The organism is Aquabacterium sp. (assembly GCF_044226965.1).
Classification (GTDB): domain Bacteria; phylum Pseudomonadota; class Gammaproteobacteria; order Burkholderiales; family Burkholderiaceae_C; genus Pseudaquabacterium.
This window is the reverse complement of sequence record NZ_JBGAGA010000049.1, coordinates 21,914-44,509: the sequence shown is the minus strand read 5'-3', so window position 1 is coordinate 44,509 and position 22,596 is coordinate 21,914. Positions and strand designations below refer to the sequence as shown.

21 protein-coding genes and 1 pseudogene are annotated in these 22,596 nt (G+C 70.6%); 6 read left to right on the top strand and 16 right to left on the bottom strand.

What is annotated here, in order from left to right:
- Positions 1–190: 190 nt before the first annotated feature.
- A complete protein-coding gene (locus ACILR4_RS19870; protein WP_395702607.1) occupies positions 191–583 on the bottom strand; it encodes a hypothetical protein in 393 nt (130 codons plus the stop codon).
- A 296-nt stretch (positions 584–879) separates the two neighbouring features.
- On the opposite strand from ACILR4_RS19870, the gene ACILR4_RS19865 reads away from it, so the two are divergent.
- A complete protein-coding gene (locus tag ACILR4_RS19865; protein WP_395702606.1) occupies positions 880–2,448 on the top strand; it encodes a methyl-accepting chemotaxis protein in 1,569 nt (522 codons plus the stop codon).
- A gap of 2 nt (positions 2,449–2,450) precedes the next feature.
- On the opposite strand, the gene ACILR4_RS19860 is transcribed toward ACILR4_RS19865, so the two are convergent.
- The 8 genes and pseudogenes from ACILR4_RS19860 to ACILR4_RS19825 all read right to left on the bottom strand — a co-directional run bounded on the left by ACILR4_RS19860 (position 2,451) and on the right by ACILR4_RS19825 (position 10,815).
- Positions 2,451–3,734: a rhodanese-like domain-containing protein gene (locus ACILR4_RS19860; RefSeq protein WP_395702605.1), complete on the bottom strand. Its 1,284-nt coding sequence runs from the start codon at positions 3,732–3,734 to the stop codon at positions 2,451–2,453.
- Positions 3,731–4,321, bottom strand: a complete 591-nt coding sequence (locus ACILR4_RS19855; protein ID WP_395702604.1) for a cysteine dioxygenase — start codon at positions 4,319–4,321, stop codon at positions 3,731–3,733. The genes ACILR4_RS19860 and ACILR4_RS19855 overlap by 4 nt, the downstream gene beginning before the upstream one ends.
- A gap of 31 nt (positions 4,322–4,352) precedes the next feature.
- On the bottom strand, positions 4,353–5,669 hold the full coding sequence (gene fahA / locus ACILR4_RS19850; RefSeq protein WP_395702603.1) for a fumarylacetoacetase: 1,317 nt from the start codon (positions 5,667–5,669) through the stop codon (positions 4,353–4,355).
- The gene (gene hmgA / locus ACILR4_RS19845) at positions 5,666–6,976 is read right to left on the bottom strand and encodes a homogentisate 1,2-dioxygenase (RefSeq protein WP_395702602.1); all 1,311 of its coding nucleotides are present in this window, start codon (positions 6,974–6,976) and stop codon (positions 5,666–5,668) included. Before hmgA ends, fahA begins: the two co-directional genes overlap by 4 nt.
- Positions 6,977–6,998: 22 nt before the next feature.
- Positions 6,999–7,976: a Bug family tripartite tricarboxylate transporter substrate binding protein gene (locus tag ACILR4_RS19840; protein ID WP_395702601.1), complete on the bottom strand. Its 978-nt coding sequence runs from the start codon at positions 7,974–7,976 to the stop codon at positions 6,999–7,001.
- A 20-nt stretch (positions 7,977–7,996) separates the two neighbouring features.
- A complete protein-coding gene (locus ACILR4_RS19835; RefSeq protein ID WP_395702600.1) occupies positions 7,997–8,209 on the bottom strand; it encodes a DUF2783 domain-containing protein in 213 nt (70 codons plus the stop codon).
- A gap of 14 nt (positions 8,210–8,223) precedes the next feature.
- Positions 8,224–9,853, bottom strand: a pseudogene (locus ACILR4_RS19830) (FAD-dependent oxidoreductase).
- A gap of 8 nt (positions 9,854–9,861) precedes the next feature.
- Positions 9,862–10,815, bottom strand: coding sequence for an MBL fold metallo-hydrolase (locus tag ACILR4_RS19825; RefSeq protein WP_395702599.1), 954 nt, complete (start codon positions 10,813–10,815; stop codon positions 9,862–9,864).
- Between the two features lie 88 nt (positions 10,816–10,903).
- On the opposite strand from ACILR4_RS19825, the gene ACILR4_RS19820 reads away from it, so the two are divergent.
- Entirely contained in the window at positions 10,904–11,740 is an 837-nt protein-coding gene (locus ACILR4_RS19820; protein WP_395702598.1) for an IclR family transcriptional regulator, read from the top strand.
- Here ACILR4_RS19820 and ACILR4_RS19815 read toward each other — a convergent pair.
- From ACILR4_RS19815 to ACILR4_RS19805, 3 genes are read right to left on the bottom strand one after another with little or no spacing between them, the layout of a single operon-like run.
- Positions 11,687–11,941, bottom strand: a complete 255-nt coding sequence (locus ACILR4_RS19815; protein WP_395702597.1) for a DUF2783 domain-containing protein — start codon at positions 11,939–11,941, stop codon at positions 11,687–11,689. The genes ACILR4_RS19820 and ACILR4_RS19815 overlap by 54 nt on opposite strands.
- A 4-nt stretch (positions 11,942–11,945) precedes the next feature.
- Positions 11,946–13,577 (bottom strand): FAD-dependent oxidoreductase, encoded by a 1,632-nt coding sequence (locus ACILR4_RS19810; protein WP_395702596.1) that lies wholly within the window; start codon positions 13,575–13,577, stop codon positions 11,946–11,948.
- Positions 13,578–13,591: 14 nt separating this feature from the next.
- On the bottom strand, positions 13,592–14,140 hold the full coding sequence (locus tag ACILR4_RS19805) for a VOC family protein (RefSeq protein ID WP_395702595.1): 549 nt from the start codon (positions 14,138–14,140) through the stop codon (positions 13,592–13,594).
- Positions 14,141–14,304: 164 nt separating this feature from the next.
- Here ACILR4_RS19805 and ACILR4_RS19800 point away from each other — a divergent pair, with 164 nt between their 5' ends.
- On the top strand, positions 14,305–14,745 hold the full coding sequence (locus ACILR4_RS19800; RefSeq protein WP_395702594.1) for a MarR family winged helix-turn-helix transcriptional regulator: 441 nt from the start codon (positions 14,305–14,307) through the stop codon (positions 14,743–14,745).
- Positions 14,746–14,749: 4 nt separating this feature from the next.
- Here ACILR4_RS19800 and ACILR4_RS19795 read toward each other — a convergent pair whose 3' ends face one another.
- A complete protein-coding gene (locus ACILR4_RS19795; RefSeq protein WP_395702593.1) occupies positions 14,750–14,959 on the bottom strand; it encodes a heavy-metal-associated domain-containing protein in 210 nt (69 codons plus the stop codon).
- 159 nt (positions 14,960–15,118) lie between these two features.
- Between ACILR4_RS19795 and ACILR4_RS19790 the strand changes: the two genes are divergently transcribed.
- Entirely contained in the window at positions 15,119–17,392 is a 2,274-nt protein-coding gene (locus ACILR4_RS19790; protein WP_395702592.1) for a heavy metal translocating P-type ATPase, read from the top strand.
- Entirely contained in the window at positions 17,389–17,784 is a 396-nt protein-coding gene (gene cueR, locus ACILR4_RS19785; protein WP_395702591.1) for a Cu(I)-responsive transcriptional regulator, read from the top strand. The genes ACILR4_RS19790 and cueR overlap by 4 nt, the downstream gene beginning before the upstream one ends.
- Positions 17,785–17,787: 3 nt before the next feature.
- Here cueR and ACILR4_RS19780 read toward each other — a convergent pair whose 3' ends face one another.
- Together ACILR4_RS19780 and ACILR4_RS19775 are read right to left on the bottom strand one after the other, a co-directional pair.
- Entirely contained in the window at positions 17,788–18,756 is a 969-nt protein-coding gene (locus tag ACILR4_RS19780) for a Bug family tripartite tricarboxylate transporter substrate binding protein (RefSeq protein WP_395702590.1), read from the bottom strand.
- A 42-nt stretch (positions 18,757–18,798) separates the two neighbouring features.
- Positions 18,799–20,352, bottom strand: coding sequence for a sulfatase-like hydrolase/transferase (locus ACILR4_RS19775; protein ID WP_395702589.1), 1,554 nt, complete (start codon positions 20,350–20,352; stop codon positions 18,799–18,801).
- A gap of 80 nt (positions 20,353–20,432) precedes the next feature.
- Between ACILR4_RS19775 and ACILR4_RS19770 the strand changes: the two genes are divergently transcribed.
- Positions 20,433–20,969 (top strand): MarR family winged helix-turn-helix transcriptional regulator, encoded by a 537-nt coding sequence (locus tag ACILR4_RS19770; RefSeq protein WP_395702588.1) that lies wholly within the window; start codon positions 20,433–20,435, stop codon positions 20,967–20,969.
- A gap of 4 nt (positions 20,970–20,973) precedes the next feature.
- Here the strand turns inward: ACILR4_RS19770 and ACILR4_RS19765 are convergent, their stop codons facing one another.
- The gene (locus ACILR4_RS19765; RefSeq protein ID WP_395702587.1) at positions 20,974–22,542 is read right to left on the bottom strand and encodes a methyl-accepting chemotaxis protein; all 1,569 of its coding nucleotides are present in this window, start codon (positions 22,540–22,542) and stop codon (positions 20,974–20,976) included.
- Positions 22,543–22,596 lie beyond the last annotated feature (54 nt).

Below are 22,596 nucleotides of genomic sequence, written 5' to 3'. Positions count from 1 at the left end.
GTCTGGCCGGCCAGTTCGGCGAGGTCGCCATCCACGTTCTCGTGGTAGTTCACCGGCACGGCCTGGGCCAGGCCGGCTGCGGCACACAGGGTCGCGGCCGCCAGCGTGCTGCGGGCCCAACGCGTCGTCGTCATCGAAGTGTTCATGTCTCGTTCTTTCAAGAGGGATCGGGGTTGAGGCGGGTTCGGCCTCACAGCCGCGACAGCAGCAGCTGGCGGATCTCGTTGTCGCCGTGCATGCCCTCGGTGCGCAGCGCGTAGGCGCAGGCCATCTCGAGCACGCCGCCTTCGAAGCGCATCGCCATGTCGGCCTTGGACTTGACGTTGCGCAGCTTCACCAGGGTGAGGCCTTCGCGCACGGCCTCCTTGCCCATGTCGTCGAGGCAGATCACCCGCAGCGCCATGTTCAGGCGATGGCACGACAGGTTGTCGACGAAGTTCAGCGCCTCCAGGTCGTCGGCGAAGCTGTCCCAGTCCACCTCGTAGCGGATGGCCTGGCCGCAGATCTCGGCGATCTCCTGCTCGCGCTGCGGAAAGCTCTGCTCCTGCAGTTCCTTGATCTTGCGTCGTTCCAGCAGTCCCATGCTCGGCTCCTTGGCGTGCTTGCGTTGTGCGGATGTCGGCATCGTCGGCGGGTGGCGTTTCAGGCCCGTATCAGGGGCGTTGACGCGTCGGCTTCAATTGCTCGGCCGGCAGCCCCCGACAGCGCCCGTCAAGAAATCCCGACGCGCAGCCCTCGAGCAGGCTTGACCGCGCGCCGAGATGCCGCGCAATGGCCGCTGAGTTCAGGTGTTTGGTCCGCACAGGGGCTTGGAACAATCGCGCCACCGACCCGCCGCGCATCTGTCGGACACGGCCGGGTTGACACAGGAAGATCACGATGAGACTCAAGGACCTGCGCGTGAAGACCAAGCTGCTGCTCGGCTTCGCATGCCTGGCGCTGGTGGTGGTGCTGGTGTCGGCCGCATCGCTGCGGTCGCTGGGCCGATCGAACGACCGCTTCACGCGCTACCTCGACGGCACGGCCGCCCGTGCGGACATGGCCACCGACCTTCGCGGCGCCGCCACGCGGCGCGCCATTGCGGCACGCAACCTCGTGCTGGTGACCGAGTCGCGCGACCGCGAGCTCGAGAAGACGGCCGTCACGCAGGCACACGAGGAGGTGGCTGCTGCGCTGGCCCGGCTGAAGGCGGCGCTGCAGGCAGGCAGCGACGTGACCGCCCAGCACCGTGCGCTGCTGGCCGAGATCGAAGCCGTGGAATCCCGCTACGGGCCGGTGGCGGAGGCCATCGCCCGCCTGGCACTGGACGGACAGCGCGACGAGGCGATCGCGAAGATGAACCGCGAGTGCCGCCCGCTGCTGGCCGCGTTGCTGCAGGCCACGCGCCGCTACATCGACTTCGAACAGGCGCAGGGCGCCGCCGCTGCCCGGCAGGCGGCCGCCGACTTCGGTGCCGACCGCAGCCTGCAGATCGGCATCAGCACGGTGGCCGTCGTCGCCGCGCTGGCGATGGGCTGGCTGCTCAGCCGCGCGGTGACGCAGCCGCTGACGCGCGCGGTGCAGCTCACCGAGCGGGTGGCCGCCGGCGACCTCAGTTCAAGCATTGAAGTGGACCGGCGCGACGAGACCGGCCAGCTGCTGGCTGCGCTGAAGACCATGAACCGGAACCTCGGCGCGATGGTGACCCGCGTGCGCCAGGCCGCCGATGGCATTGCCACCGCCACGGCCGAGATTGCCACCGGCAACCAGGACCTGAGCAACCGCACCGAGCACCAGGCCAGCGCCTTGCAGGAGACCGCCACCTCGATGCAGCAGATGACCGGCACCGTGCAGCAGAACGCCGACGCCTCGCGCCAGGCCCGCCAGCTGGCGCTGGCCACCGCCGATGTCGCCAGCCGCGGCGGCGAGGTGGTGTCGCGCGTGGTGTCGACGATGGGCGCGATCTCCGACAGCTCGAGGAGGATCGCCGACATCATCGGCGTGATCGACGGCATCGCCTTCCAGACCAACATCCTGGCGCTCAATGCGGCGGTGGAAGCCGCGCGGGCCGGCGAGCAGGGACGCGGCTTCGCGGTGGTGGCCGGCGAGGTGCGCAGCCTGGCCCAGCGCAGCGCGCAGGCGGCCCGGGAGATCAAGCAGCTGATCGACGACAGCGTCGGCAAGGTGCAGGCGGGCAGCCAGCTGGTCGGCGAAGCGGGCACGACGATGGACGAGATCGTCGCGCAGGTGCGCCGCATGACCGCCCTGATGGGCGAGATCAACGCCAGCACCGACGAGCAGAGCACCGGCATCGTGCAGGTGAATCAGGCCATCGCGTCGATCGACCAGGGCACGCAGCAGAACGCCGCGCTGGTGGAGCAGAGTGCGGCCGCCGCCGAGAGCCTGAAGCAGCAGGCCGCCGGCCTGCAGGGGCTGGTGGCGGCCTTCCGGACGGCCGCTCCGGCGTGACGCTAGGCGCGCGCGCCCTGCACGGGCCGCAGCACGCGGAAGCCGTGGGTGCCGTCGCGCGCCAGCTGCGCCACCAGGCCGAATTCCCAGTCGAGGTAGGCCTGCATCGCGGCCTGCGGGTTGTCGGTGCCCTCGTAGGGCCGGCGGTAGCGGCCGGCCTTGGACGGCGGCTGCAGTGAAGGCGGCCAGGGCCCGGTTTCGCTGAAGGCGGCGGCCGGCCACTCGGTGAGCCAGCCCACCTCCCAGCCCATCTGGGCCAGCCAGTGGGCCGTCATCGGCGCGCGCACGCCGTCGTCGTCCGCCAGCACGACGCGGGCGCCGCGCACCGCGCAGAACACGTCGGTCTCCTGCACCAGCTGGCCGCCGGGCGCGCTGCCGAAGCCGGGGCGGTGGCCGGCGGCGTACTCCTCCGGCGTGCGCACGTCCCAGCAATACAGCGTGCGTCCGGTGTCCGATTGCCAATGCGCGAAAGACGCGGCATCCAGTCGCAGCGCGCCGGCGCGGTCGGCCAGCGCCTGGGCCGCCTGGCGCGCGGATTCGCGCTGCGCCTCGGTGGCGGGGCCGAAGCGGCGCGTCTGGCCATGCTCGAGCGCGAAGCCGGCCAGGGTCCAGCCGATGGTGCCGTTGCGCAACGCCGCCACCGGGTTCGGGATGCCGGCATTGATCAGCGACTGCGCGCCGATCAGGCTGCGCGTGCGGCCGGCGCAGTTGACGATCACCCGCGTCTTCGGGTCCGGCGCCAGCGCACGCACCCGCAGCGCCAGCTCGGCGCCGGGCACGCTGGTGCCGCCCGGGATGCTCATCGTGTGGTACTCGTCGTAGCGCCGGGCATCGAGCACCACCATGTCGGTGCCGGCATCGAGCAGCGCCTTCACCTCCCCGGCCGGCAGCGAGGGCGTGCCGACTTCGTGCTCGACCAGTTCGCCGAAGGCCTTGCTCGGCACGTTGACGTCGCGGAACAGCTCGCCGCCACTGGCGCGCCAGCCGGCCAGGCCCCCTGCGAGCAGCTGCACGTGCCGGTAGCCCATCGCGACCAGCGCCTGTGCGGCGGGCTCGGCCAGCCCCTCGCCGTCGTCGTAGACCACGATGGGCACGTCGCGGCGCGGCAGGCGCCATGGCGCTTCCAGCGCGATGCGCGCGGCGGCCATCTGCACCGCGAACAGCGGATGGGCCTGCGCATAGGGGTCTTCGTCGCGCACGTCGACGAGCGCGATCTCGCGGCGCTCGCGCAGCATCGTGCGCACCTGGTCGGCCGGCATCACCGGCAGCGGGGTTTGGGCATTCATGGGGTGGGACGATGCCAGAGATTGGGCACCCAGTCGTTCGAGTAGCCCGAGACAAAGGGCTTGCGGCTGCCGTCTTCCGCATACACCCAGCGCTGCACCGCACCGATGTTGGCGCCGTAGACGTGGATGCTGATCGAGGTGCGGTCGCTGAAGGCATTGCGCACGCGGTGGATGTCACCCAGGCGGGGCGACACAGCCTCCACATCGCCCGGCCGCAGGTGCGCCGCCTGCCCTTGCGGCCGCAGCCGGCCCGTGGCATCGGGCGCATAGGGCTGGCTCAGCTCCTCGCCGCGCAGCATGCCGATCAGGCCCCACACGGTGTGGTCATGGATCGGCGTGGCCTGCCCGGGCCCCCAGACGAAGCTGACGACCGAGAAGCGCTGCAAGGCATCGGCATGCAGCAGGTACTGGCGGTAGTGCTGCGGGTCGGGCTGGGCCAGCGACTCGGGCAGCCAGTCGTCGTGGCTGACCAGGCGGGCCAGCGCGGGCTTCAGCGCCGCCAGCAGCGGGGCTTCTTCCTGCGGCCGGCCGACCAGCTCGGTGGTGAGCGCGACGAACTCGCGCAGGGCTTGCAGCGTGGAACTCATGCCGGCAGTGTGCCGCTGCCGGCCGGCCGGCTCAAGCCATGGCCTGCTGCACGGTGGCGCTGCACGCGCCGAAGCCGATGCGGCGCGCGCCCGGCCGCTCGCAGACGGCGCGCAGCGTGACCGTGTCGCCGTCTTCCAGGAAGGTGCGGGTCTCGCCGCTGGCCAGCGTGATCGGCTGCTTGCCACCGGCGGTCAGCTCCAGCAGCGAACCGGCCTGGTCCGGCTGCGGGCCGGACAAGGTGCCGGTGCCCAGCAGGTCGCCGCTTTGCAGGTTGCAGCCGTTCATCGTGTGGTGCGCCACCAGCTGCGCCAGCGTCCAGTACGCATCGCGGAAGTTCGAGCGGCTCAGGCGCTGCGGCGCCAGCCCTTGTGCGCGCATCGCGGCCGATTGCAGCCAGACCTCGAGCTGGATGTCGATCGCGCCCTGCGCGCGATTGGCCACGCTGTCCAGGTAGGGCAAGGGCTGCGGATCGCCCGCCGGCCGCTCGAAAGCCGCGCGGAACGGCGCCAGCGCTTCCAGCGTGACGATCCACGGCGAGACGGTGCTGGCAAAGCTCTTCGACAGGAAGGGCCCGAGCGGCTGGTACTCCCAGGCCTGCACGTCGCGCGCGCTCCAGTCGTTGAACAGGCCCAGGCCGAACACATGCGCCTCGGCCTCGGCCATGGTCACCGGTTCGCCCAGGGCATTGGCCTGCGCGACGAAGATGGCCAGCTCGAGCTCGTAGTCCAGCCGGCGCACCGGGCCGACCGTCGGCTCGCTCGCGCCGGGCGCCAGCGTCTGCCCGATCGGCCGCCGGAAGCCTTGCCCGCTCGGAATGATCGACGAAGCCCGGCCGTGGTAGCCGATGGGCACCCACTTGTAGTTCGGCAGCAGCGGGTTGTCCGGCCGGAACAGCTTGCCCACCGTGGTGGCGTGGTGGATGCCGGTGTAGAAATCGGTGTAGTCGCCGATGCGGCATGGCAGCGTCAATTCGGCGTTAGCCTGCGGCACCAGGCAGCCGGCCAGCTCGGGCGCTCGGTCATCGCCGGCGCTCAGCGCCTGCGACAGTGCCGCTCGCAGGCCATGGCGCTCGGCCGGCGGCCGGGCCATCAACGCGTTCAGGTCGCCCTGGGCCAGCGGCTGCAGCAGGGCCATCAGCTCCGCCGGCCAGGCCAGCGCATCCAGCGCCAGCCTCAGGTCCAGCACCTGGTCGCCGATGGCCACGCCAATGCGCCAGGGCTCGCCGCTGCCGCGCACGCGAAAGCGCCCGTAGGGCAGGTTCTGGATCGGGAAATCGGTGTCGGCCGTGTTGGCCGAGGCAACCCAGCTCTGCAGCGCGGGGTCGTGGGTGGCGTCGGTCAGGCTCATGGTTGGAAACGGTCCTTCAGGCCGGCCCAGCAGTCGGCATAGTCGGTGTCGAGGGCGCCACCGGTCATTGCGTAGGCCGTGGGCAGGAAGCGGTAGCGGCTTTCGAACATGAAGGCCAGCGTGTTGTCCAGCTTGTGCGGCTTCAGGTCCACGCTGCTGGCCTTGTCGAAGGCCTCCTCGTCCGGCCCGTGCGGCACCATGCAGTTGTGCAGCGACGCGCCACCGGGGCGGAAGCCCTGCGGCTTGGCGTCGTACTCGCCATACACCAGGCCCATGAACTCGCTCATCAGGTTGCGGTGGTACCAGGGCGGGCGGAAGGTGTCCTCGGCCACCATCCAGCGCGGAGGGAAGATCACGAAATCGCAGTTCGCGGTGCCCGGGGTGTCCGATGGCGAGGTCAGCACCGTGAAGATCGACGGGTCCGGATGGTCGAAGCTGATCGAGCCGATGGTCATGAAGTTCGCGGTGTCGTACTTCAGCGGCGCGAGGTTGCCGTGCCACGCGACGACATTGAACGGCGTGTGCGGCATCGTCGAACGCCAGAGCCGGCCACCGAACTTCTTGATCAGCTCGTACGCGACTGCCGCTTCCTCGAAGGCCGCCACGGGCGCCAGGAAGTCGCGCGCATTGGCCAGCCCGTTCGAGCCGATCGGGCCGAGTTCGGGCAGGCGGAACATCGCGCCGTAGTTCTCGCAGACGTAGCCGCGCGAGGGGCCGCCGAGCAGTTCGACGCTGAACGCGATGCCGCGCGGCAGCAGTGCGATCTCGCCGGGCTTGACCTCCAGCACCCCCAGCTCGGTGCGGATCGACAGGCTGCCCTGCTGCGGCACGACCAGCATCTCGCCATCGGCATTGACCAGCGCGCGCCGGTGCATCGAGCGATTGCACAGGTAGACATGCGCGGCGATGCCGGTCTGCGCATCGGCATCGCCATTGGCCGCCACGGTGCGCAGGCCATCGACGAAATCGAGGTCCTCGGCAGGCCATTCGAACGGATGCCAGCGCAGCGGCTCGGGCGGCAGCGCGGCGCCGCTGGCGCGCGCGCCTTCCGCACCGGTCAGCCATAGCGGTTGGGCATAGGCCTCGTAGCGCCCGGCCACCACCGAGGGCTGGCGCCGGTACAGCCAGCTGCGCCGGTTCTCGGCGCGCGGCGCGGTGAAGGCAGTGCCCGAGACCAGCTCGGCATACAGCGCCATCGGCGCGCGCTGCGGACTGTTGCGACCCTGCGGCAGCGCGCCGGGCAGCGCCTCGGTGGCGAATTCGTTGCCGAATCCGCTCAGATAACGCCTTCCATGTGCGTCCGTCATACCGTTCTCCCTGCCCCGCACTTCAATCGAGACGGATATTGTTGGCGGTGATCAGCTTGCCCCAGCGCTCACGCTCGGTCTTCGCGTACTCGGCCATGTGCTGCGGCGTGCCGCCCAGGGCCTCCAGCGCCAGCGACTGGAACTTCTCCTTCACCGGGGCCGAGTCCAGCGCCGCCAACAGCGCCTTGTTCCACTTGGCCACCACGTCCGGCGGCGTGCCGGCCGGGGCTACCAGGCCCTGCCAGGCATAGGCCTCGAAGCCGGAGAGGCCCTGCTCGGCGAGCGTCGGGATGTCCGGCATGGTCTTGAGCCGGGCCGGGCTGGCCACGCCGATCGCTCGCAGCTTGCCGCCGGCGATGTGGGCCTGGACGCTGGCGCTGTCCATCAGCGCGAACGGCACCTGGCCACCCAGCAGGTCCTGCACGGCCGGCGCGGCGCCCCGGTACGGCACGTGGGTGAACTTCAGTCCCGTGCGCTCGCGCAGCATCTCGGTGGCCAGGTGGTGCGGGCTGCCGGGACCGGCCGAGGCGTAGTTGACGCCGTTGGGCTGTGCCTTGGCCCAGGCCTGGAATTCCTTGAAGTCCTTCACCGGCACGTTGGTGGCCACCACCAGGATCAGCGGAAAGCGCGCCAGCAGGCCCACCGGCGCGAAGTCCTTCTCGGCGTTGTACGGCAGCTTCGCGAACAGGAAGGGGTTGGCCGCCAGCGTCGCGAAGTCGGCCGTCAGCATCACATGGCCGTAGTCCTTGGACTTGGCCACGTAGTCGGCCGCGATGTTGGTGGCCGCGCCGGGCTTGTTGTTGATGATGATCGTCGTGCCCAGCGTCTTGCTCATCTGCTCGGCCACCGTGCGGGCCACGACGTCGGAGCCGCCGCCGGCGGCGTAGCCGACGACCCATTCGATCGGCCTGTTGTCCTGCGCCAGCGCAAGGGTCGGGGCGATCGTCGTGAACGCGGCCAGTGCCAGCGCGCCGCGGCGGGAAAGTGCTTGTCTCTTCATGGGTGCCTTTCTGTGGGACATCAAACGCCAGGGGAAGTCGGGGCCGACTCGCGCGCCGCGGCCAGCGCCTGGCGCAGCACGTCGAGCGAGCCGATGTGGTTGGCCAGCAGCAGCACCAGGCGCGCGTTCAACGCATGGCTCTCGTCGGTGCTCAGGCCCTGGTGGGTGTTGATCAGCGCCTCGTAGAAATCGTCGGGCGCCTCGAGGTGCGGGGTGGTGATCAGCGTGCTCATCGGCAGGCGTCCTTTCAGGCCAGGGCCAGCGCGCGGCGCAACGCCTGGCGCAGTGCATCCGCATCCGGCGCGCGCCAGCGGGCGCAGACATGCTGGTCGGGCCGCAGCAGCACCGCATTGCCGGGCTGCAGGTCGTAGCGCTGCGCCAGCAGGCCTTGCACATCCACCAGCGCACCGGGCTGGTCGGCGTCGGGCGCGGCAAGGGTCAGCAGCTTCAGCGGCGCGACATCGGCCGCGGCGGCCTGAAGGCGCGCCGCCTGTTCGGCGTTGCCAGGCCCGGCCATCAGCAATAGCGTGAAATCGTCGCCCAGTTCCGACAGCAGCCAGGTGGCGCGGCCATCGGGTGCCTGCAGAGGCGCGTCCGCCGCCGGCGCGCCGGGCACCATGCGGCCGATGAAGACATCAACATCGGCGGTGCTCAGGGCCGAGCCGTGCAAGGTGGCCGGCATCGAGAGCCGGCAGCACGGCGTCGCGGAACAGCCGGCTGATCTCGCTCTTGGGCGTGATGAAGTCGGTGGCGCGGGTGGAGTTCAGGATGTTCTCGTCGGCCGCGTACTCGCGTTCCTGGCCGTAGCTGTCGAGCAGCCGCTCGGGTGCCCTGCCCTGCAGCACCGCGGCCAGTTTCCAGGCCAGGTTCTCGGCGTCCTGCACGCCGGAATTCGCGCCGCGCGCGCCGAAGGGCGACACGCCATGCGCCGAATCGCCGGCGAAGATCACCCGGCCGTGGCGGAAGTTCGCCATGCGCAGGCAGGCGAAGGTGTAGACGCTGGCCCATTCCAGCGTGAACGGCGCATCCTTCATCGCGGTGTGCGCCAGCAGCGCCTTGACGCGCGGGATGATGTGCTCGGGCTGCTTCTCGCGCTCGGGGTCGGCGTCCCAGCCGAGCTGGAAGTCGATGCGCCAGACGTCGTCCGGCTGGCGGTGCAGCAAGACGCTCTGGTTCGGGTGGAACGGCGGATCGAACCAGAACCAGCGCTCGCTGGGTTGCTGGTCCAGCTGCATCTTCACGTCGGCGATCAGGAAGCGGTCGCGGAAGATGCGGCCCTTGCTTTCCTGGCCGATCAGCTGGCGCACGGCCGAGCGCGAGCCGTCGCAGGCCGCCAGGTAGCCGGCTTCCAGCGTGTACGGGCCGTCCGGCGTCTCGATCGTCAGGCGCACATGGTCGGCCAGCGGCTCGACCGCCGTCACCTTGTTCTTCCAGCGTATTTGCAGGTTAGGCAGTTCGGCCGCGCGATCGGCCAGGTAGCCTTCGACGTAGTACTGCTGCAGGTTGATGAAGGCCGGGCGGTGGTGGCCGGACTCCGGCAGGAGGTTGAAGTCGTAGACCGGCTGGTCGCGGAAGAACACGCGGCCCAGGTTCCAGGACACGCCCTTGTCAACCATGCGCTGGCCGCAGCCGAGGCGGTCGAAGATTTCCAGCGTGCGCTTGGCAAAGCAGATGGCGCGCGAGCCGGTGGACAGCGTGTTGTCGTTGTCCAGCAGCAGCACCGGCACGCCGCGCTGCGCGAGGTCGATGGCCAGGCTCAGGCCCACCGGGCCGGCGCCGACCACCACCACCGGGTGGCGGGCGGGCATTGCGGCGTCCTGGTCGGGGCTGCGCCGGTAGTCGAAGCGCAGCTGCTGGTAGTCGGTGTCAGCGACCATCGCGGCGCTCACCCTTCCAACGTCTTCCACATCTCGATGTCACGCTCGGCGGTCCAGATGCGCGGGTCGGCGTACTGCGTGGCCTCGTCGTAGCAGCGGGTCACGTCGAAGGGCATGCAGTGGTCGAAGATGACCCAGTGGCCGTATTTCGGCTTGAGCTTCGCGTAGGTGGCCTTGTAGACCGCGTTCAGATCCTGGCCCGCGGCCACGCCGGTGCGCACGCTGTCGTACACGTCGCTGATGAAGGCGCGCGTGCCGGCCAGGCCTTGGGCCACCTGCTCGGGCGTGGTCAGCGCGGCGCCGCGGCCGGGCACCAGCGCGGCGGGCTTCAGCGCGGCGATGTTGTCCAGCGTCTGCGGCCAGTCCTTGAAGTAGGCATCGCCGGCATAGGGCGTGGCGTCGAACTCCACCAGGTCGCCGGAGAACAGGATCTTCTGCTCTGGCAGCCAGGCCACCGTGTCGCCCTTGGTGTGGCCGCGGCCGAGCTGGATCAGCTGCACCTCCAGCTGGCCCAGCCAGATCGACATGCGGCCTTCGAAGGTGATGGTCGGCCAGGTCAGGCCCGGCGGCACCGATTCGACGGCCTGGAACAGGCGCGGGAAGCGGCCGATCTCGCTGGCCTTGTCCTGTTCGCCGCGTTCGACGATCAGGTCGTAGGTGTCGCGGCTGGCAATGATGTGCTGCGGCTGGTAGCCCGAGGCGCCGAGCACGCGCACCGCGTGGTAGTGGCTGAGCACCACGTACTTGATCGGCTTGTCGGTCACTTCGCGGATGCGGCGGATCACGTCCTGCGCCATCACCGGCGTGGCCTGGGTGTCGATCACCATCACCGCGTCGTCGCCGATGATCACGCCGGTGTTGGGGTCGCCTTCGGCCGTGTAGGCATAGGCGTTGTCCGACAGCTTGGTGAAGGTGACCCGCTTGACGTCGAGGTCGGCTTGCGAGGCGAAGGCTTTGCTCATGACGAACGCGTTTGGCAATGTGAAAGTGGCTTGATCTTAGTCAACGTGTTTGATAATGTCTAATCAATTTTGTTAAGTGAAACTACGCATGGCCCGCTCCCCTGCCCCGCCCGCACCGCCGGAAGCCGACGCCGAGACCGAGGCGCGCAGCGCATCGCGGGGCATCCAGAGCATCGAGGTCGGCGCCCGGCTGCTGCTGGCGCTGGTGCACCTGGGCCAGCGCGCCCCGCTGAAGGACCTGGCGCGCGAGGCCGACATGTCGCCGGCCAAGGCCCACCCCTACCTGGTGAGCTTCGGCAAGGTGGGGCTCATTGCGCAGGACGAGGCCAGCGGGCACTACGGCCTGGGGCCGCTGGCGCTGCAGATGGGCTTGATCAGCTTGCAGCAGGTGGACCCGATCCGCCTGGCCAGCGCCGAGCTGCCCGCGCTGGCGCGCGAGATCGGCCAGACCGTGGGCATCGCGATCTGGGGCAACCGCGGGCCCACCTTCGTGCGGCTGGAGGAAGGGCCCACCGCGGTGCACGTGAACATGCGCCACGGCACCGTGGTGTCGGTGAAGGGCACAGCCTCGGGCCGGCTGTTCGCGGCCCACATGCCGCGCGAGCAGGTGCTGGCCGCGCTGAGCGCCGAGGCCGGCCACGCGGTGAAGCGGCTCGACCCCGCGCTGGAAGCCGCGCTGCCCGGCATCCGCGCACAGCACTTCGCCAGCATCGTCGACGGCACGGTGCGCGGCGTCACCGCCATCGCGGCGCCGGTGTTCGACGGCTTCGGCACGATGGTGGCCGCGCTCACGGCGATCGGGCCCAGCGCCACGCTGTCGCCGGACATCGCGGGCCCGGCAGCCCGCTGCCTGCGGGCCAGTGCCGAGGCGCTATCGGCCCGGCTGGGCGCCCGGCCCGACGGCCGGGCGCAGCCCGGCGCTTGAGGTGCGCGGTCCGCCGGCATCGCGCGCCAGCCGGAGCGCCTGGTCCAGCACCTGGCGGTCGCCCACCTGGTTGGCCAGGATCAGCAGCAGCCGGGCCTGGAACTCGCGCGCCTGGGTGTCGTCCAGGTCGCGCTGGTGCTCGATCAGCGATTCGTAGAAGCCGTCCGGGTCGGCAATGTTCGGTTCGTGCAGCAGCGGCATCTTGCTAACTCCTGAAAGGCGTGTCTAGCTGCCCGGTGGCGCGCAGCACCGCGCCACGCACGCGGTGGGCGTCGAAGCGGCGCCAGCGCGCAGCCACATGGTGGTCGGGCCGCAGCAGCACCACGGTGCCGGGCTGGCCGTCGAAGCGCTGCGTCGCCAGGCCCTCGGCATCGACCCAGCGGTCGCCCAGTTCGATGACGCGCTCGACCACGCCGCCGTCGCGCAAGGCGCGTGCGCCCGGGCACGGGCCGAAGCTCAGCAGCGTGAAGCCGGGGCCCAGCGCGTTCAACAGCCAGGCGGGAGATCCTTCGTGGCGCATCGGCGCGTCCGGGCACACGGTGCCGGGCGGCACGCCGCCGTCGAAGCGGTCTTCGTCGGGCGTGTTCAGCGCGCTCTGCGCGTACGGCGTCGGCGTTGACAGCCGGCCGCTGTTGACCAGCCGCCGCGCGAAGGGCTCGCTGCGCGCCAGCTGCAGCGTCGCATCGCGCAACGCGCGGCTGGCGGCGGACTTCGGCGTGATGAAGTCGGTCGAGCGCGTGGACTGGCGCAGGTTGTCGTCGGCCGCGAAGGCGCGCTCGTCGTGGTAGCTGTCGACCAGCGCCTCGGGCGCCTGGCCGCGCATCACGCGGGCCAGCTTCCACACCAGGTTGTCGACGTCCTGGATGCCGGTGTTCGCGCCGCGCGCGCCGAAGGGCGAGACCTGGTGCGCCGCGTCACCGGCGAACAGCACGCGGCCGTGGCGGAAGCGGTCGATGCGGCGGCAGGCGAACTGGTAGATCGAGACCCATTCGAGCTCGAACTCCGCCTCGGGCCCGAGCATCGCGCGGATGCGCGGCAGCACGTTCTCGGGCTTCTTCTCTTCCACCGGGTCGGCATCCCAGCCAAGCTGGAAGTCGATGCGCCAGACGTCGTCGCACTGCTTGTGCAGCAGCACGCTCTGGCCCCGGTGGAACGGCGGGTCGAACCAGAACCACCGCTCTGCAGGAAACTTCGCTTCCATCACGATGTCCGCGATCAGGAAGCGGTCGTGGAAGAACTGGCCGCTGAACTCGGCCCCGACCATGCGCCGGGTGTCGCTGTTCGCGCCGTCGCAGGCGATCACCCAGCTGGCCTCGGTCTGGAACAGGCCGTCGGGGGTCTCGATGGTCAGCGTCGCATGGTCGTCGGCCTGCGCCAGGCTGATCAGCTTGTGCTTCCAGCGCAGGTCCACCAGCGGCGCGGCCTCGCAGGCGGCCACCAGCCGCTCTTCCAGGTGGTACTGCTGCAGGTTGACCATCGCCGGCATCTTGTGGCCCGGCTCGGGCAGCAGGTCGAAGTCGTAGACCTCTTCGTCGCCGAAGAACACGCGACCCCGCTGCCACTGCACCCCCTGCGCAGCAAAGGCCTCGCCCACGCCGAGACGGTCCCAGATCTCCAGCGGACGCTTGGCGTAGCAGACGGCGCGCGAGCCCACGCTGACGGTGTTGTTGTCGTCGATCACCACCGCAGTCAGGCCATGGCGCGCGCATTCCAGCGCGGCGGTCAGGCCCACAGGGCCGGCGCCGACGATGAGCACCGGATGGCGCAGTCGCTCCCCGCTGCGCTGCTCTTCCGAGCAGCGGTAGGCGAACTCGGGGTACGTGTAGGTCTTCAGCATCGTCGCCCTCCCGGTCAGGCGGGCGTGCCGGCGCCGAGCTCGCGCTCGTGCAGCCAGGCGGCCTGGCGCGGGGCGCGCCTGGTGCGCGACCATTCCTCCAGCATCTCCCACTTCACCGCGTCGAGCTGGGCCATCTGCTCGGGCGTCGCGGTGTCGACCGCCAGCTCCAGCCGGTGGCCATTGGGGTCGAAGCAGTAGATGGACTTGAAGATCGCGTGGTCGGTCGGCCCCACCACCTCGATGCCGGCGGCCTGCAGCCGGTGCTTGGCGGCCAGCAGCTCGGCTTCGGACTCCACCTTGAAGGCGATGTGCTGCACCCACTCCGGCGTGTTCGGGTCGCGCCCCATCGGTGGCGAGTTCGGGATCTCGAAGAATGCCAGGATGTTGCCGCCGCCGGCATCCAGGAACAGGTGCATGTAGGGGTCGGGCGCCTTGGTCGAGGGCACGCGGTCTTCGGCGATCGCCAGCACGAAGTCCATGCCGAAATGCTTCTGGTACCACTCGACGGTCTCGCGGGCGTCGCGGCAACGGTAGGCGACGTGGTGGATGCGCTGCAGGCTCATGGCGGTGTCTCCGGGCCGGCCCGTTCGGCGCGGCTGTGTTAGTAACGTTGGTTACTATATGGCCCACCACTTGATCCAGGTCAGCTCACTGCACGGTGTTTGACCTGGATCAAACCGCCGGTCGGCGCCGACCACGATACCCTCTCAGCACCTACGATGACGCCATGGATCTGCAGACCTTCTTCCCCTACCGCCTGGCCCGCCTGGCCGAGGCGGTGAGCCAGGCCACGGCCCAGGTCTATGGCGAACGATTTCATCTCAGCCGTGACGAATGGCGGGTGCTGGCGGCACTGGCCGACCAGGGCGAGGTGAAGACCACGCAGCTGATCGCGACCACCACGCTGGACAAGATGCGCGCCAGCCGCGCGATCACCCGGCTCGAGGACGAAGGCCTGGTGGCGCGCAGCACCGACCCCGAAGACGGCCGCGGCCACCTGGTGAAGCTGAAGCCGGCCGGCCAGGCGCTGGTGCGCAAGATCGTGCCGATGGTGCGCGCCCGCGAAGCCTTCCTGCTGGAAGCGCTGAGCGCGCAGGAGCGCGACGTGCTGGACCGCGCGCTGGACCGCGTGCACGAGCGTGCGGCGCAACTCGTGCAGCAGGGGTGAAGGCTCAGGCCGGCAGCGGCACCGGCGTGTAGCCGGCCTCGCTGATGGCGGCCTGCAGCGCCGCGGCATCGGCCTGCCGGGGCTGCACCTCGACACGGTGGCTGGCCAGGTCGATCTTCACCTCGGCCTCGGCATCGACTTCCTTCACCGCGCGGGTGATGGCGCTGACGCAGTGGCCGCAGCTCATGTCTTGCACTTCGAATCGGATCGTCATGGTGAACTCCAGGAGGGGTTGTGGAAACGTGACGGCAGCACTGTCAGCCTTGCCATGATGGTAAGGTCAAGCCGGCACAGCGAATGCCCCTTTCGCCCTCGGGCTTGATCCAGCGCAGCCGCTTGACCTTGCCATGATGGGAAGCTTCAGCATCCATCCATGAACGCAACCCTCAACTCCTCTGCGGTGCAGCTGCAAGTCACCGGCATGACCTGTGCCTCCTGCGTGCTGCGTGTCGAGAAGGCCCTGCGCAAGGTGCCCGGCGTCACTGACGCCAGCGTGAACCTGGCCACCGAGCGTGCCAGCGTGCAGGCCCCCGGCGTGGCGCTCGAAGCCCTGACGGCGGCCATCGCCAAGGCCGGGTACGAGGCCAGCCCGGTCATCGAGGCGCCGGCCGCCGCCGCGGCGGCGCCGGTCCGGGCCCTGCCTGGCTGGTGGCCGGTGGCGCTGGCCATCGCGCTGAGCCTGCCGCTGGCCGCGCCGATGCTGCTGCAGCCCTTCGGCCTGCACGCCATGCTGCCGGCCTGGGCGCAATGGCTGCTGGCCACGCCGGTGCAGTTCGTGCTGGGCGGGCGCTTCTACAAGGCCGGCTGGAAGGCGGTGCGCGCCGGCGCGGGCAACATGGACCTGCTGGTGGCGCTGGGCACCTCGGCCGCCTACGGGCTGTCGCTGTGGACCTGGTGGCGCCACGCCGGGCATGAGGGCATGCCGCACCTGTACTTCGAAAGCTCGGCGGTCGTGATCACGCTGGTGCTGCTGGGCAAATGGCTCGAAGAGCGTGCCAAGCGCCAGACCACCGAGGCCCTGCGTGCGCTGAACGCGCTGCGCCCGGTGCGCGCCCGCGTGCTGCGCGAGGGCCGCGAGCAGGAGATCGCCATCGAGCAGGTGCGCGTGGAAGACCTGGTCATCGTGCGCCCCGGCGACCGCGTACCGGTCGATGGCGAGATCACGCAGGGCCGCAGCCACCTCGATGAATCGCTGCTCACCGGCGAGAGCCTGCCGGTGGCCAAGGGCGTGGGCGAGCGCGTCACTGGCGGCTCGGTGAATGGCGAGGGCCTGCTGCAGGTGCGCACGCGGGCGATCGGCGCCGAGACCACGCTGGCGCGCATCATCCGCATGGTCGAGTCGGCCCAGGCCGCGAAGGCGCCGATCCAGCGCATCGTCGACCGCGTCAGCGCGGTGTTCGTGCCGGTGGTGCTGGGCCTGGCGCTGCTCACGCTGCTGGGCTGGCTGGCCAGCGGCGCCGCGCTGGAGCAGGCGCTGGTCAACGCGGTGGCGGTGCTGGTGATCGCCTGCCCCTGCGCGCTGGGGCTGGCCACGCCCACGGCCATCATGGCCGGCACCGGTGTCGCGGCGCGACACGGCATCCTGATCAAGGACGCCGAGGCACTGGAGACAGCCCATGCGGTGACGCTGGTGGCCTTCGACAAGACCGGCACGCTGACCGAAGGCAAGCCGGTGCTGGTCGCTGCGCTGCCGGCCGACGGCTTCTCGCGCCAGGCGCTGCTACGCTGGAGCGCCGCCCTGCAGCAGGGGAGCGCGCACCCGCTGGCCCGCGCGGTAGCCGCCGCCTGGGCCCGGGAACACCAGGTCACGGCCGACGCGCCGCAGGCGCCGCCACCGCCGCCCTCGGCCCAGCAGGCCGAGGCCCTGCCGGGCCGCGGCGTGGCCGCGCAGATTGAAGGTTATCAGCTGGCGCTGGGCAGCCAACGCCTCGCGCAGGAGCTCGGTGCGCTGCCGGCCCCCGGCACCCCGCTGGCGGACGCCGCGCAGCGCTTCGAAGCCGAGGGCCGCAGCGTCTCCTGGCTGGTCGATCGCACCGATGCTGCCCGGCCGCGGTTGATCGGCCTGCTGGCCTTCGGCGACACGCCCAAGCCCGGCGCAGCCGAGGCCATCGCCCGGCTGCATGGCCAGGGCATCGCCACCACCATGCTCAGCGGCGACAACGCCGGCGCCGCCCAGGCCGTGGCCGACGCGCTGGGCATCCGCAGCGTGCAGGCCGGCGTGCTGCCCGGCGACAAGGCGGCGCGCGTGCAGCAGCTGCGCGCGCAGGGCCAGGTGGTAGCGATGGTGGGCGACGGCATCAACGACGCGCCCGCGCTGGCCGCCGCGCAGGTGGGCATCGCGATGTCCAGCGGCACCGACGTGGCGATGGAGACCGCCGGCGTCACGCTGATGCGCAGCGACCCGCGCCTGGTGGCCGACGCCATCGACATCTCGCGCCGCACCTACCGCAAGATCCAGCAGGGACTTTTCTGGGCCTTCGCGTACAACGTGCTGGGCATCCCGCTGGCCGCCTTCGGCCTGCTGAGCCCGGTGATCGCCGGCGCGGCCATGGCCTTCAGCAGCGTCAGCGTGGTCAGCAACGCGCTGCTGCTGCGGCGCTGGCACGCCGCGGAAGCACCGCCCGCAGCGCAGGAGGCCGCGCGATGAACATCGGCCAGGCCGCCAAGGCCACCGGCGTCTCGCCGAAGATGATCCGCCACTACGAAAGCGTGGGCCTGTTCCCGGAAGCCGCGCGCACCGAGGCGGGCTACCGCGTCTACGGCGAGAAGGAGCTGCACACGCTGCGCTTCATCCGCCATTCGCGCGACCTGGGCTTCTCGATCGAGCAGATCCGCGAGCTGCTGGGCCTGTGGCAGAACCGCCGCCGGCCCAGCCGCCAGGTGAAGGCGCTGGCGCAGGCGCACATCGACGAACTGCAGCGCAAGGTGCAGGAGCTGCAGGCGATGACCGCGACGCTGCAGCACCTGGTGCATTGCTGCCACGGTGACGAGCGGCCCGACTGCCCGATCATCGAGCGGCTGGCCGACGGCACTGCCTGATCGTCAATCGCCCCTGAAGCCCGAGGCCTTGACCACCGGCGCCCAGCGCTCCGCGTCGCGCTGGGCGATGGCCTGCAGGTCGGCCACGCTGCCGCCGGTGGGCTCGAGGCCGAGCTTGGCGAAGCGCTCGCGCAGTTCCGGCGCGGCGAGCGCCTTGTTCACCGCGGCATTGAGCTGCTGCACCGTGGCGGCCGGCGTGCGCGCCGGCGCGTAGATCGCGAACCAGCTGGTGCCGACGACGTTCGGCAGCCCGCTCTCGGCAAAGGTCGGCACCTCGGCCAGCAGCGGGCTGCGCTGCGCGCCCGAGGTGGCCAGGATGCGGGTCTTGCCGGCGCGGTGCATCTCGATCTGGTCGACCAATGTGTCGATGCCCGCGCTGACCTGGTTGCCCACCAGCGCGTTCATCAGCGGCCCGCCGCCGTTGAAGGGCACGTGCACCAGGTCCAGGCCGGCGCCGGTGGCGATCATCACGCCGAAGAAGTGCGGCAGGCTGCCGGGCGCCGGGCTGCCGAAGTTGGCTTCCTTCGGGTTGGCCTTGTACCAGGCGACCAGGTCCTTCACGTTCTTTGCCGGGTGACCGGCCGCCACCGACAGGCCGAACTGGAAATTGGCCACGTGGGCCACCGGCGCGAAATCGGTCGCCGGGTTGTAGTTCAGCTTGCCGAAGACCATGGGCGCCAGCACCGGCACGACGATGGGCGCCAACATCAGCGCCGAGCCGTCGGCCGGCGCGGCCTTCAGCGCCTCGGCGGCGATGCGGCCGCCGGCGCCGGGGCGGTTCTCCACCACCACGGGCTGCTTCAGCTCGACTGCCATGCGCTCGGCCAGCAGGCGCGCCGCGGTGTCGGCCGAGCCGCCGGGCGCGAAGCCCACGCTCAGCTTCACGGGCTTGTCCACTTGCGCCGCGGCCCCGCCGGCCAGCGTGGCCAGCGCCAGCGCGGCGCCCAGGTGGCGGATGAACTGTCTTCTCATGGGGTGCTCCTCATTGCGGCTGGCCGCTTGCTTCAATCGCTATCACCATTGTCCGAAGTAGACGCCGGCGCGCTTGTGCGCCGCCGTGCCCTTCTCCACTGCCGCGTCGCTGACGGTGCGCCGGTGCTTGCGCCGCGCCAGGAAGTCGAGCAGCTGCTCTCGCAGCCCGGCCCGCAGCGCGGCGGTGCCGGCCTCGCGGCCCAGGTCCTCGAACTGCTGCGGGTCGGCCTGCAGGTCGAACAGCTGGTCGGGCTCGTCCAGCCAGTGCACGTAGCGCCAGCGCTCGGTGCGCAGGCTGAAGGCGCGGCATTGCTGCACGTGCTTGCCCAGGATCTGCCGCGCCTGGCGGTAGCTGTAGTCGAGTTCGCTGTAGGTGAACGCGCGCCAGTCCGTCGCTGTCTCGCCGCGCAGCAGCGGCATCAGGCTGCGGCCCTCGATCCACTGCGTCGGCGCGGCGATGCCCAGCGCGTCCAGCACCGTCGGCACCAGGTCCACCGATTCGACGAAGCGCTGTTCCACGGTGCCGCGCGTGGCATCGGCCTGTGGCCGCGGGTCGGCGACGATGAACGGCACCTTCTGCACCGTGTCGTAGAACAGTTCCTTCTCGCCCAGCCAGTGGTCGCCGAGGAAATCGCCATGGTCGGCGGTGAAGATCACCAGCGTGTCGGCGAGCTGGCCGGTCGCGTCCAGGTGCTCGAACAGCCGGCCCAGGTGGTGGTCGAGCTGGCTGATCAGGCCCTGGTAGGCCGGGCGCACGGTGCGGATGCAGTCGTCCTGCTGGAAGCTGAGGCACTCTTCCTGCTGGCGATAGGCGGCCAGCACGGGATGCTGGTTGTCCAGCTCGCGCGCGCTGCGAACCACCGGCAGGCATTCGTCGGCCGTGTACATCGCGTGATAGGGCGCCGGCGCCATGTAGGGCCAGTGCGGCTTCACGTAGCTCAGGTGCAGCACCCAGGGCCGGCCGGCCATGCGCCGCGTGTAGGCGATGGCCTGGTCGGTCATGTAGGCGGTCTCGGAATGCTCCTCGCGCACGCGCGCGGGCAGGTGCACGTGGCGCATGTGCCAGCCGCTCGCCGGCCGGCCCTGCGCGTCGAGGCCGCTGATGACGTAGTCGCTCCAGGGGTCGGCGCTGTCGTAGCCCCGGGCGCGCAGGAAGGCCGGGTAGCCCGTTTCGGCGCCCGGTGTGTGGTGGCCGTCGTAGCGGTCGATCTCTTCGAAGCCGCCGCGCGCGAGCAGCGTGGCGAGCTCGCTGCCGCCTTCGAGCCGCAGGCGCTGCAGGCCCTCGTGGTCGGGCATCACGTGGCTCTTGCCGGCCAGGGCCAGCGACAGGCCGGCGCCGCGCAGCATCTCGCCCAGCGTGAGTTCGCCCACCGACAGCGGCACGCGGTTCCAGGTGGCGCCGTGGGTGATGGGGTAGCGGCCGGTGTAGTAGCTCATGCGGCTGGGGCCGCACACGCCGCTGTTGACGAAGGCATTGGCAAAACGCACGCCGCGGCGCGCCAGGGCATCGATGTGCGGCGTCTTCAGCCAGGGGTGGCCGGTGCAGCCGAGGTGGTCCCAGCGCAGCTGGTCGGCCATGATGAACAGCACATTCACGGGTCGCGGACTCGGGGCAGCGGCGATGCAGGTAATCTAAGACGCCACACGACGGTTGTTCAAAACAATCCGCCCCCGCGATGACCCTGAGCCTGCGATCGCCCCAGCACATCGACCAGCTGCTGAACTACCGCCTGCTGCGCCTGTATGCGGTGAGCGGCGCGCCGGTGATCCGGCTGCTGGAGGGGCGCTACGGCATCTCGCGGCGCGAATGGCGGCTGCTGGCACTGCTGGCGATGCACGGCGAACTCTCGCCCTCGGGCCTGGCCGCGCTGGGCCACCTGGACCGGCCACGCGCCACCCGCGGCGTGCAGGCGCTGGAAGCCAAGCAGCTGGTGCAGCGCTGCGCCGAGCCCGGCCATGCCGGCCGGCAACGGCTGTCGCTCACGCCCGCGGGCCAAGGCCTGTATGACGAGCTGTTCCCGCAGATCGCCGCGATCAACCGCCGCGTGATGGCGGTGCTGGACGAGCCGCTGAGTCACGCACTGGACGAGGCACTGACCCGGCTGACCGCCGAGGCCGAGCGCCTGAATGGCGAAGTGCTGCGCGAGCTGCGCGCCGATCGCCGCGCCGGCCAGGCGCAGCGGCCGCGCGGCTGGGCGCGCGAGCCGGGCTGAGGTTTCAGGCCTCGATGCGGAAGCGCTGAACCACGCCGGCCAAGCGATGGGCCTGGTCGCGCAGGCTCTCGGCCGCGGCGGCGGACTCTTCCACCAGCGCGGCGTTCTGCTGCGTCATGCGGTCGAGCTCGGTGACCGCCACGTTGACCTGGCCGATGCCCTCGCTCTGCTCGCCGGCGGCATGACTGATCTCGCCGATGATCGTGCTGACGCGCTGCACGCTGGCCACGATGTCCTGCATCGTCGAACCGGCCTGGCTGACCAGCTGGGTACCCGATTCCACGCGCTCGACCGAGGCGCTGATCAGGCTCTTGATCTCCTTGGCCGCCTGCGCCGAGCGCTGGGCCAGGTTGCGCACCTCGCCGGCCACCACCGCGAAGCCGCGGCCCTGCTCACCGGCGCGCGCGGCTTCCACCGCAGCGTTCAGCGCCAGGATGTTGGTCTGGAACGCGATGCCGTCGATCACACCGATGATGTCGGCAATCTGCTTGGAGCTCTGGTTGATCTCGCCCATGGTCGCGACAACCTGCTCCACCACCTGGCCGCCCTGCCCGGCGGCCTGCGACGCTGAGCCGGCCATCTGGTCGGCCTTGCGCGCGGCATCGGTGGTCTGGTTCACGGTGCCGGTCAGCTCTTCCATCGAGGCGGCCGTCTGCTGCAGGTTCGACGCAGTCTGCTCGGTGCGGCTGGACAGGTCGTGGTTGCCGGCGGCGATCTGGCCCGACGCAGTGGCGATGCTGTCCGTGGCCTGGCGCACCTGCGCGATGGTGTCGCGCAGCGACTCGATCATCGCCGCCAGGCCGGCCATCAGGCTGCCCGGTGCTGCTGGCCCCAGGCGTACCGCCAGGTTGCCGTCGGCCACCTGGGCCATCGCGGCGCCGGCCTCGGCGGGGTCGCCGCCGATCTGGCGCAGCACGCTGCGGGCGACGGCGCGGCCGATCAGCCCGATCACGACCAGCAGGCTGCCGCTGACCGCCAGCACCAGCAGCAGGGCCTTGCGCACCTCGGCACCGACGTCGTCCATGTACAGGCCCGAGCCGACCAGCCAATTCCAGCCGGGCACGGTGCCCACGTACTGCAGCTTGGCCACCGGCTCTTCACTGCCCGGGCGCGGGAAGAAGGTGTCGACGAAGGCCCAGCCGTCGGCACTGGCCTTGGCACCGCCGATGATGGCCGTCAGCACGTCGTTGCCACGGCCGTCCTTGACCTTGCCGAGCATGTCCTGCCCGGCCCATTCGGGCTTGATCGGGTGCATCACGCCCTTGCCGTCCAGGGACCAGATGTAGAAGTAGTTCGGCTTGCCATCGGGTCCCGCGAAGCGCGCGCCCTTCAACGCCAGTGCGGCAGCCTGCTGGGCCTGTTCGACCGGCATGGCGCCGGACTCCGCCGCCTTGCGATACGCCTCGACCGTGCTGTGGGCCACCTGCACCAGCGCCACCAGTTCGGACTTGCGGCGCTCCACCGCACGCGATTGCACCTGGCTGGCCACCACCGCGGTCAACACCAGCACGCCGGCGATCGCCACGCCGACGAGCGCGCCGATCTTCCGCTTGAACGACAACTGCTGAATCATGTACTGCTCATTCCCGAAAGGCGTGCAGCGCGGACCATCCGCGTGCAACAGGCC

What these genes read in the sequence shown, in the direction of transcription:
- ACILR4_RS19870 (WP_395702607.1), bottom strand. Translation starts at nt 583, where the DNA reads ATGGGACTGCTGGAACGACGCAAGATCAAGGAACTGCAGGAGCAGAGC.
- ACILR4_RS19865 (WP_395702606.1), top strand. Translation starts at nt 880, where the DNA reads ATGAGACTCAAGGACCTGCGCGTGAAGACCAAGCTGCTGCTCGGCTTC.
- ACILR4_RS19860 (WP_395702605.1), bottom strand. Translation starts at nt 3,734, where the DNA reads ATGAATGCCCAAACCCCGCTGCCGGTGATGCCGGCCGACCAGGTGCGC.
- ACILR4_RS19855 (WP_395702604.1), bottom strand. Translation starts at nt 4,321, where the DNA reads ATGAGTTCCACGCTGCAAGCCCTGCGCGAGTTCGTCGCGCTCACCACC.
- fahA (WP_395702603.1), bottom strand. Translation starts at nt 5,669, where the DNA reads ATGAGCCTGACCGACGCCACCCACGACCCCGCGCTGCAGAGCTGGGTT.
- hmgA (WP_395702602.1), bottom strand. Translation starts at nt 6,976, where the DNA reads ATGACGGACGCACATGGAAGGCGTTATCTGAGCGGATTCGGCAACGAA.
- ACILR4_RS19840 (WP_395702601.1), bottom strand. Translation starts at nt 7,976, where the DNA reads ATGAAGAGACAAGCACTTTCCCGCCGCGGCGCGCTGGCACTGGCCGCG.
- ACILR4_RS19835 (WP_395702600.1), bottom strand. Translation starts at nt 8,209, where the DNA reads ATGAGCACGCTGATCACCACCCCGCACCTCGAGGCGCCCGACGATTTC.
- ACILR4_RS19825 (WP_395702599.1), bottom strand. Translation starts at nt 10,815, where the DNA reads ATGAGCAAAGCCTTCGCCTCGCAAGCCGACCTCGACGTCAAGCGGGTC.
- ACILR4_RS19820 (WP_395702598.1), top strand. Translation starts at nt 10,904, where the DNA reads ATGGCCCGCTCCCCTGCCCCGCCCGCACCGCCGGAAGCCGACGCCGAG.
- ACILR4_RS19815 (WP_395702597.1), bottom strand. Translation starts at nt 11,941, where the DNA reads ATGCCGCTGCTGCACGAACCGAACATTGCCGACCCGGACGGCTTCTAC.
- ACILR4_RS19810 (WP_395702596.1), bottom strand. Translation starts at nt 13,577, where the DNA reads ATGCTGAAGACCTACACGTACCCCGAGTTCGCCTACCGCTGCTCGGAA.
- ACILR4_RS19805 (WP_395702595.1), bottom strand. Translation starts at nt 14,140, where the DNA reads ATGAGCCTGCAGCGCATCCACCACGTCGCCTACCGTTGCCGCGACGCC.
- ACILR4_RS19800 (WP_395702594.1), top strand. Translation starts at nt 14,305, where the DNA reads ATGGATCTGCAGACCTTCTTCCCCTACCGCCTGGCCCGCCTGGCCGAG.
- ACILR4_RS19795 (WP_395702593.1), bottom strand. Translation starts at nt 14,959, where the DNA reads ATGACGATCCGATTCGAAGTGCAAGACATGAGCTGCGGCCACTGCGTC.
- ACILR4_RS19790 (WP_395702592.1), top strand. Translation starts at nt 15,119, where the DNA reads ATGAACGCAACCCTCAACTCCTCTGCGGTGCAGCTGCAAGTCACCGGC.
- cueR (WP_395702591.1), top strand. Translation starts at nt 17,389, where the DNA reads ATGAACATCGGCCAGGCCGCCAAGGCCACCGGCGTCTCGCCGAAGATG.
- ACILR4_RS19780 (WP_395702590.1), bottom strand. Translation starts at nt 18,756, where the DNA reads ATGAGAAGACAGTTCATCCGCCACCTGGGCGCCGCGCTGGCGCTGGCC.
- ACILR4_RS19770 (WP_395702588.1), top strand. Translation starts at nt 20,433, where the DNA reads ATGACCCTGAGCCTGCGATCGCCCCAGCACATCGACCAGCTGCTGAAC.
- ACILR4_RS19765 (WP_395702587.1), bottom strand. Translation starts at nt 22,542, where the DNA reads ATGATTCAGCAGTTGTCGTTCAAGCGGAAGATCGGCGCGCTCGTCGGC.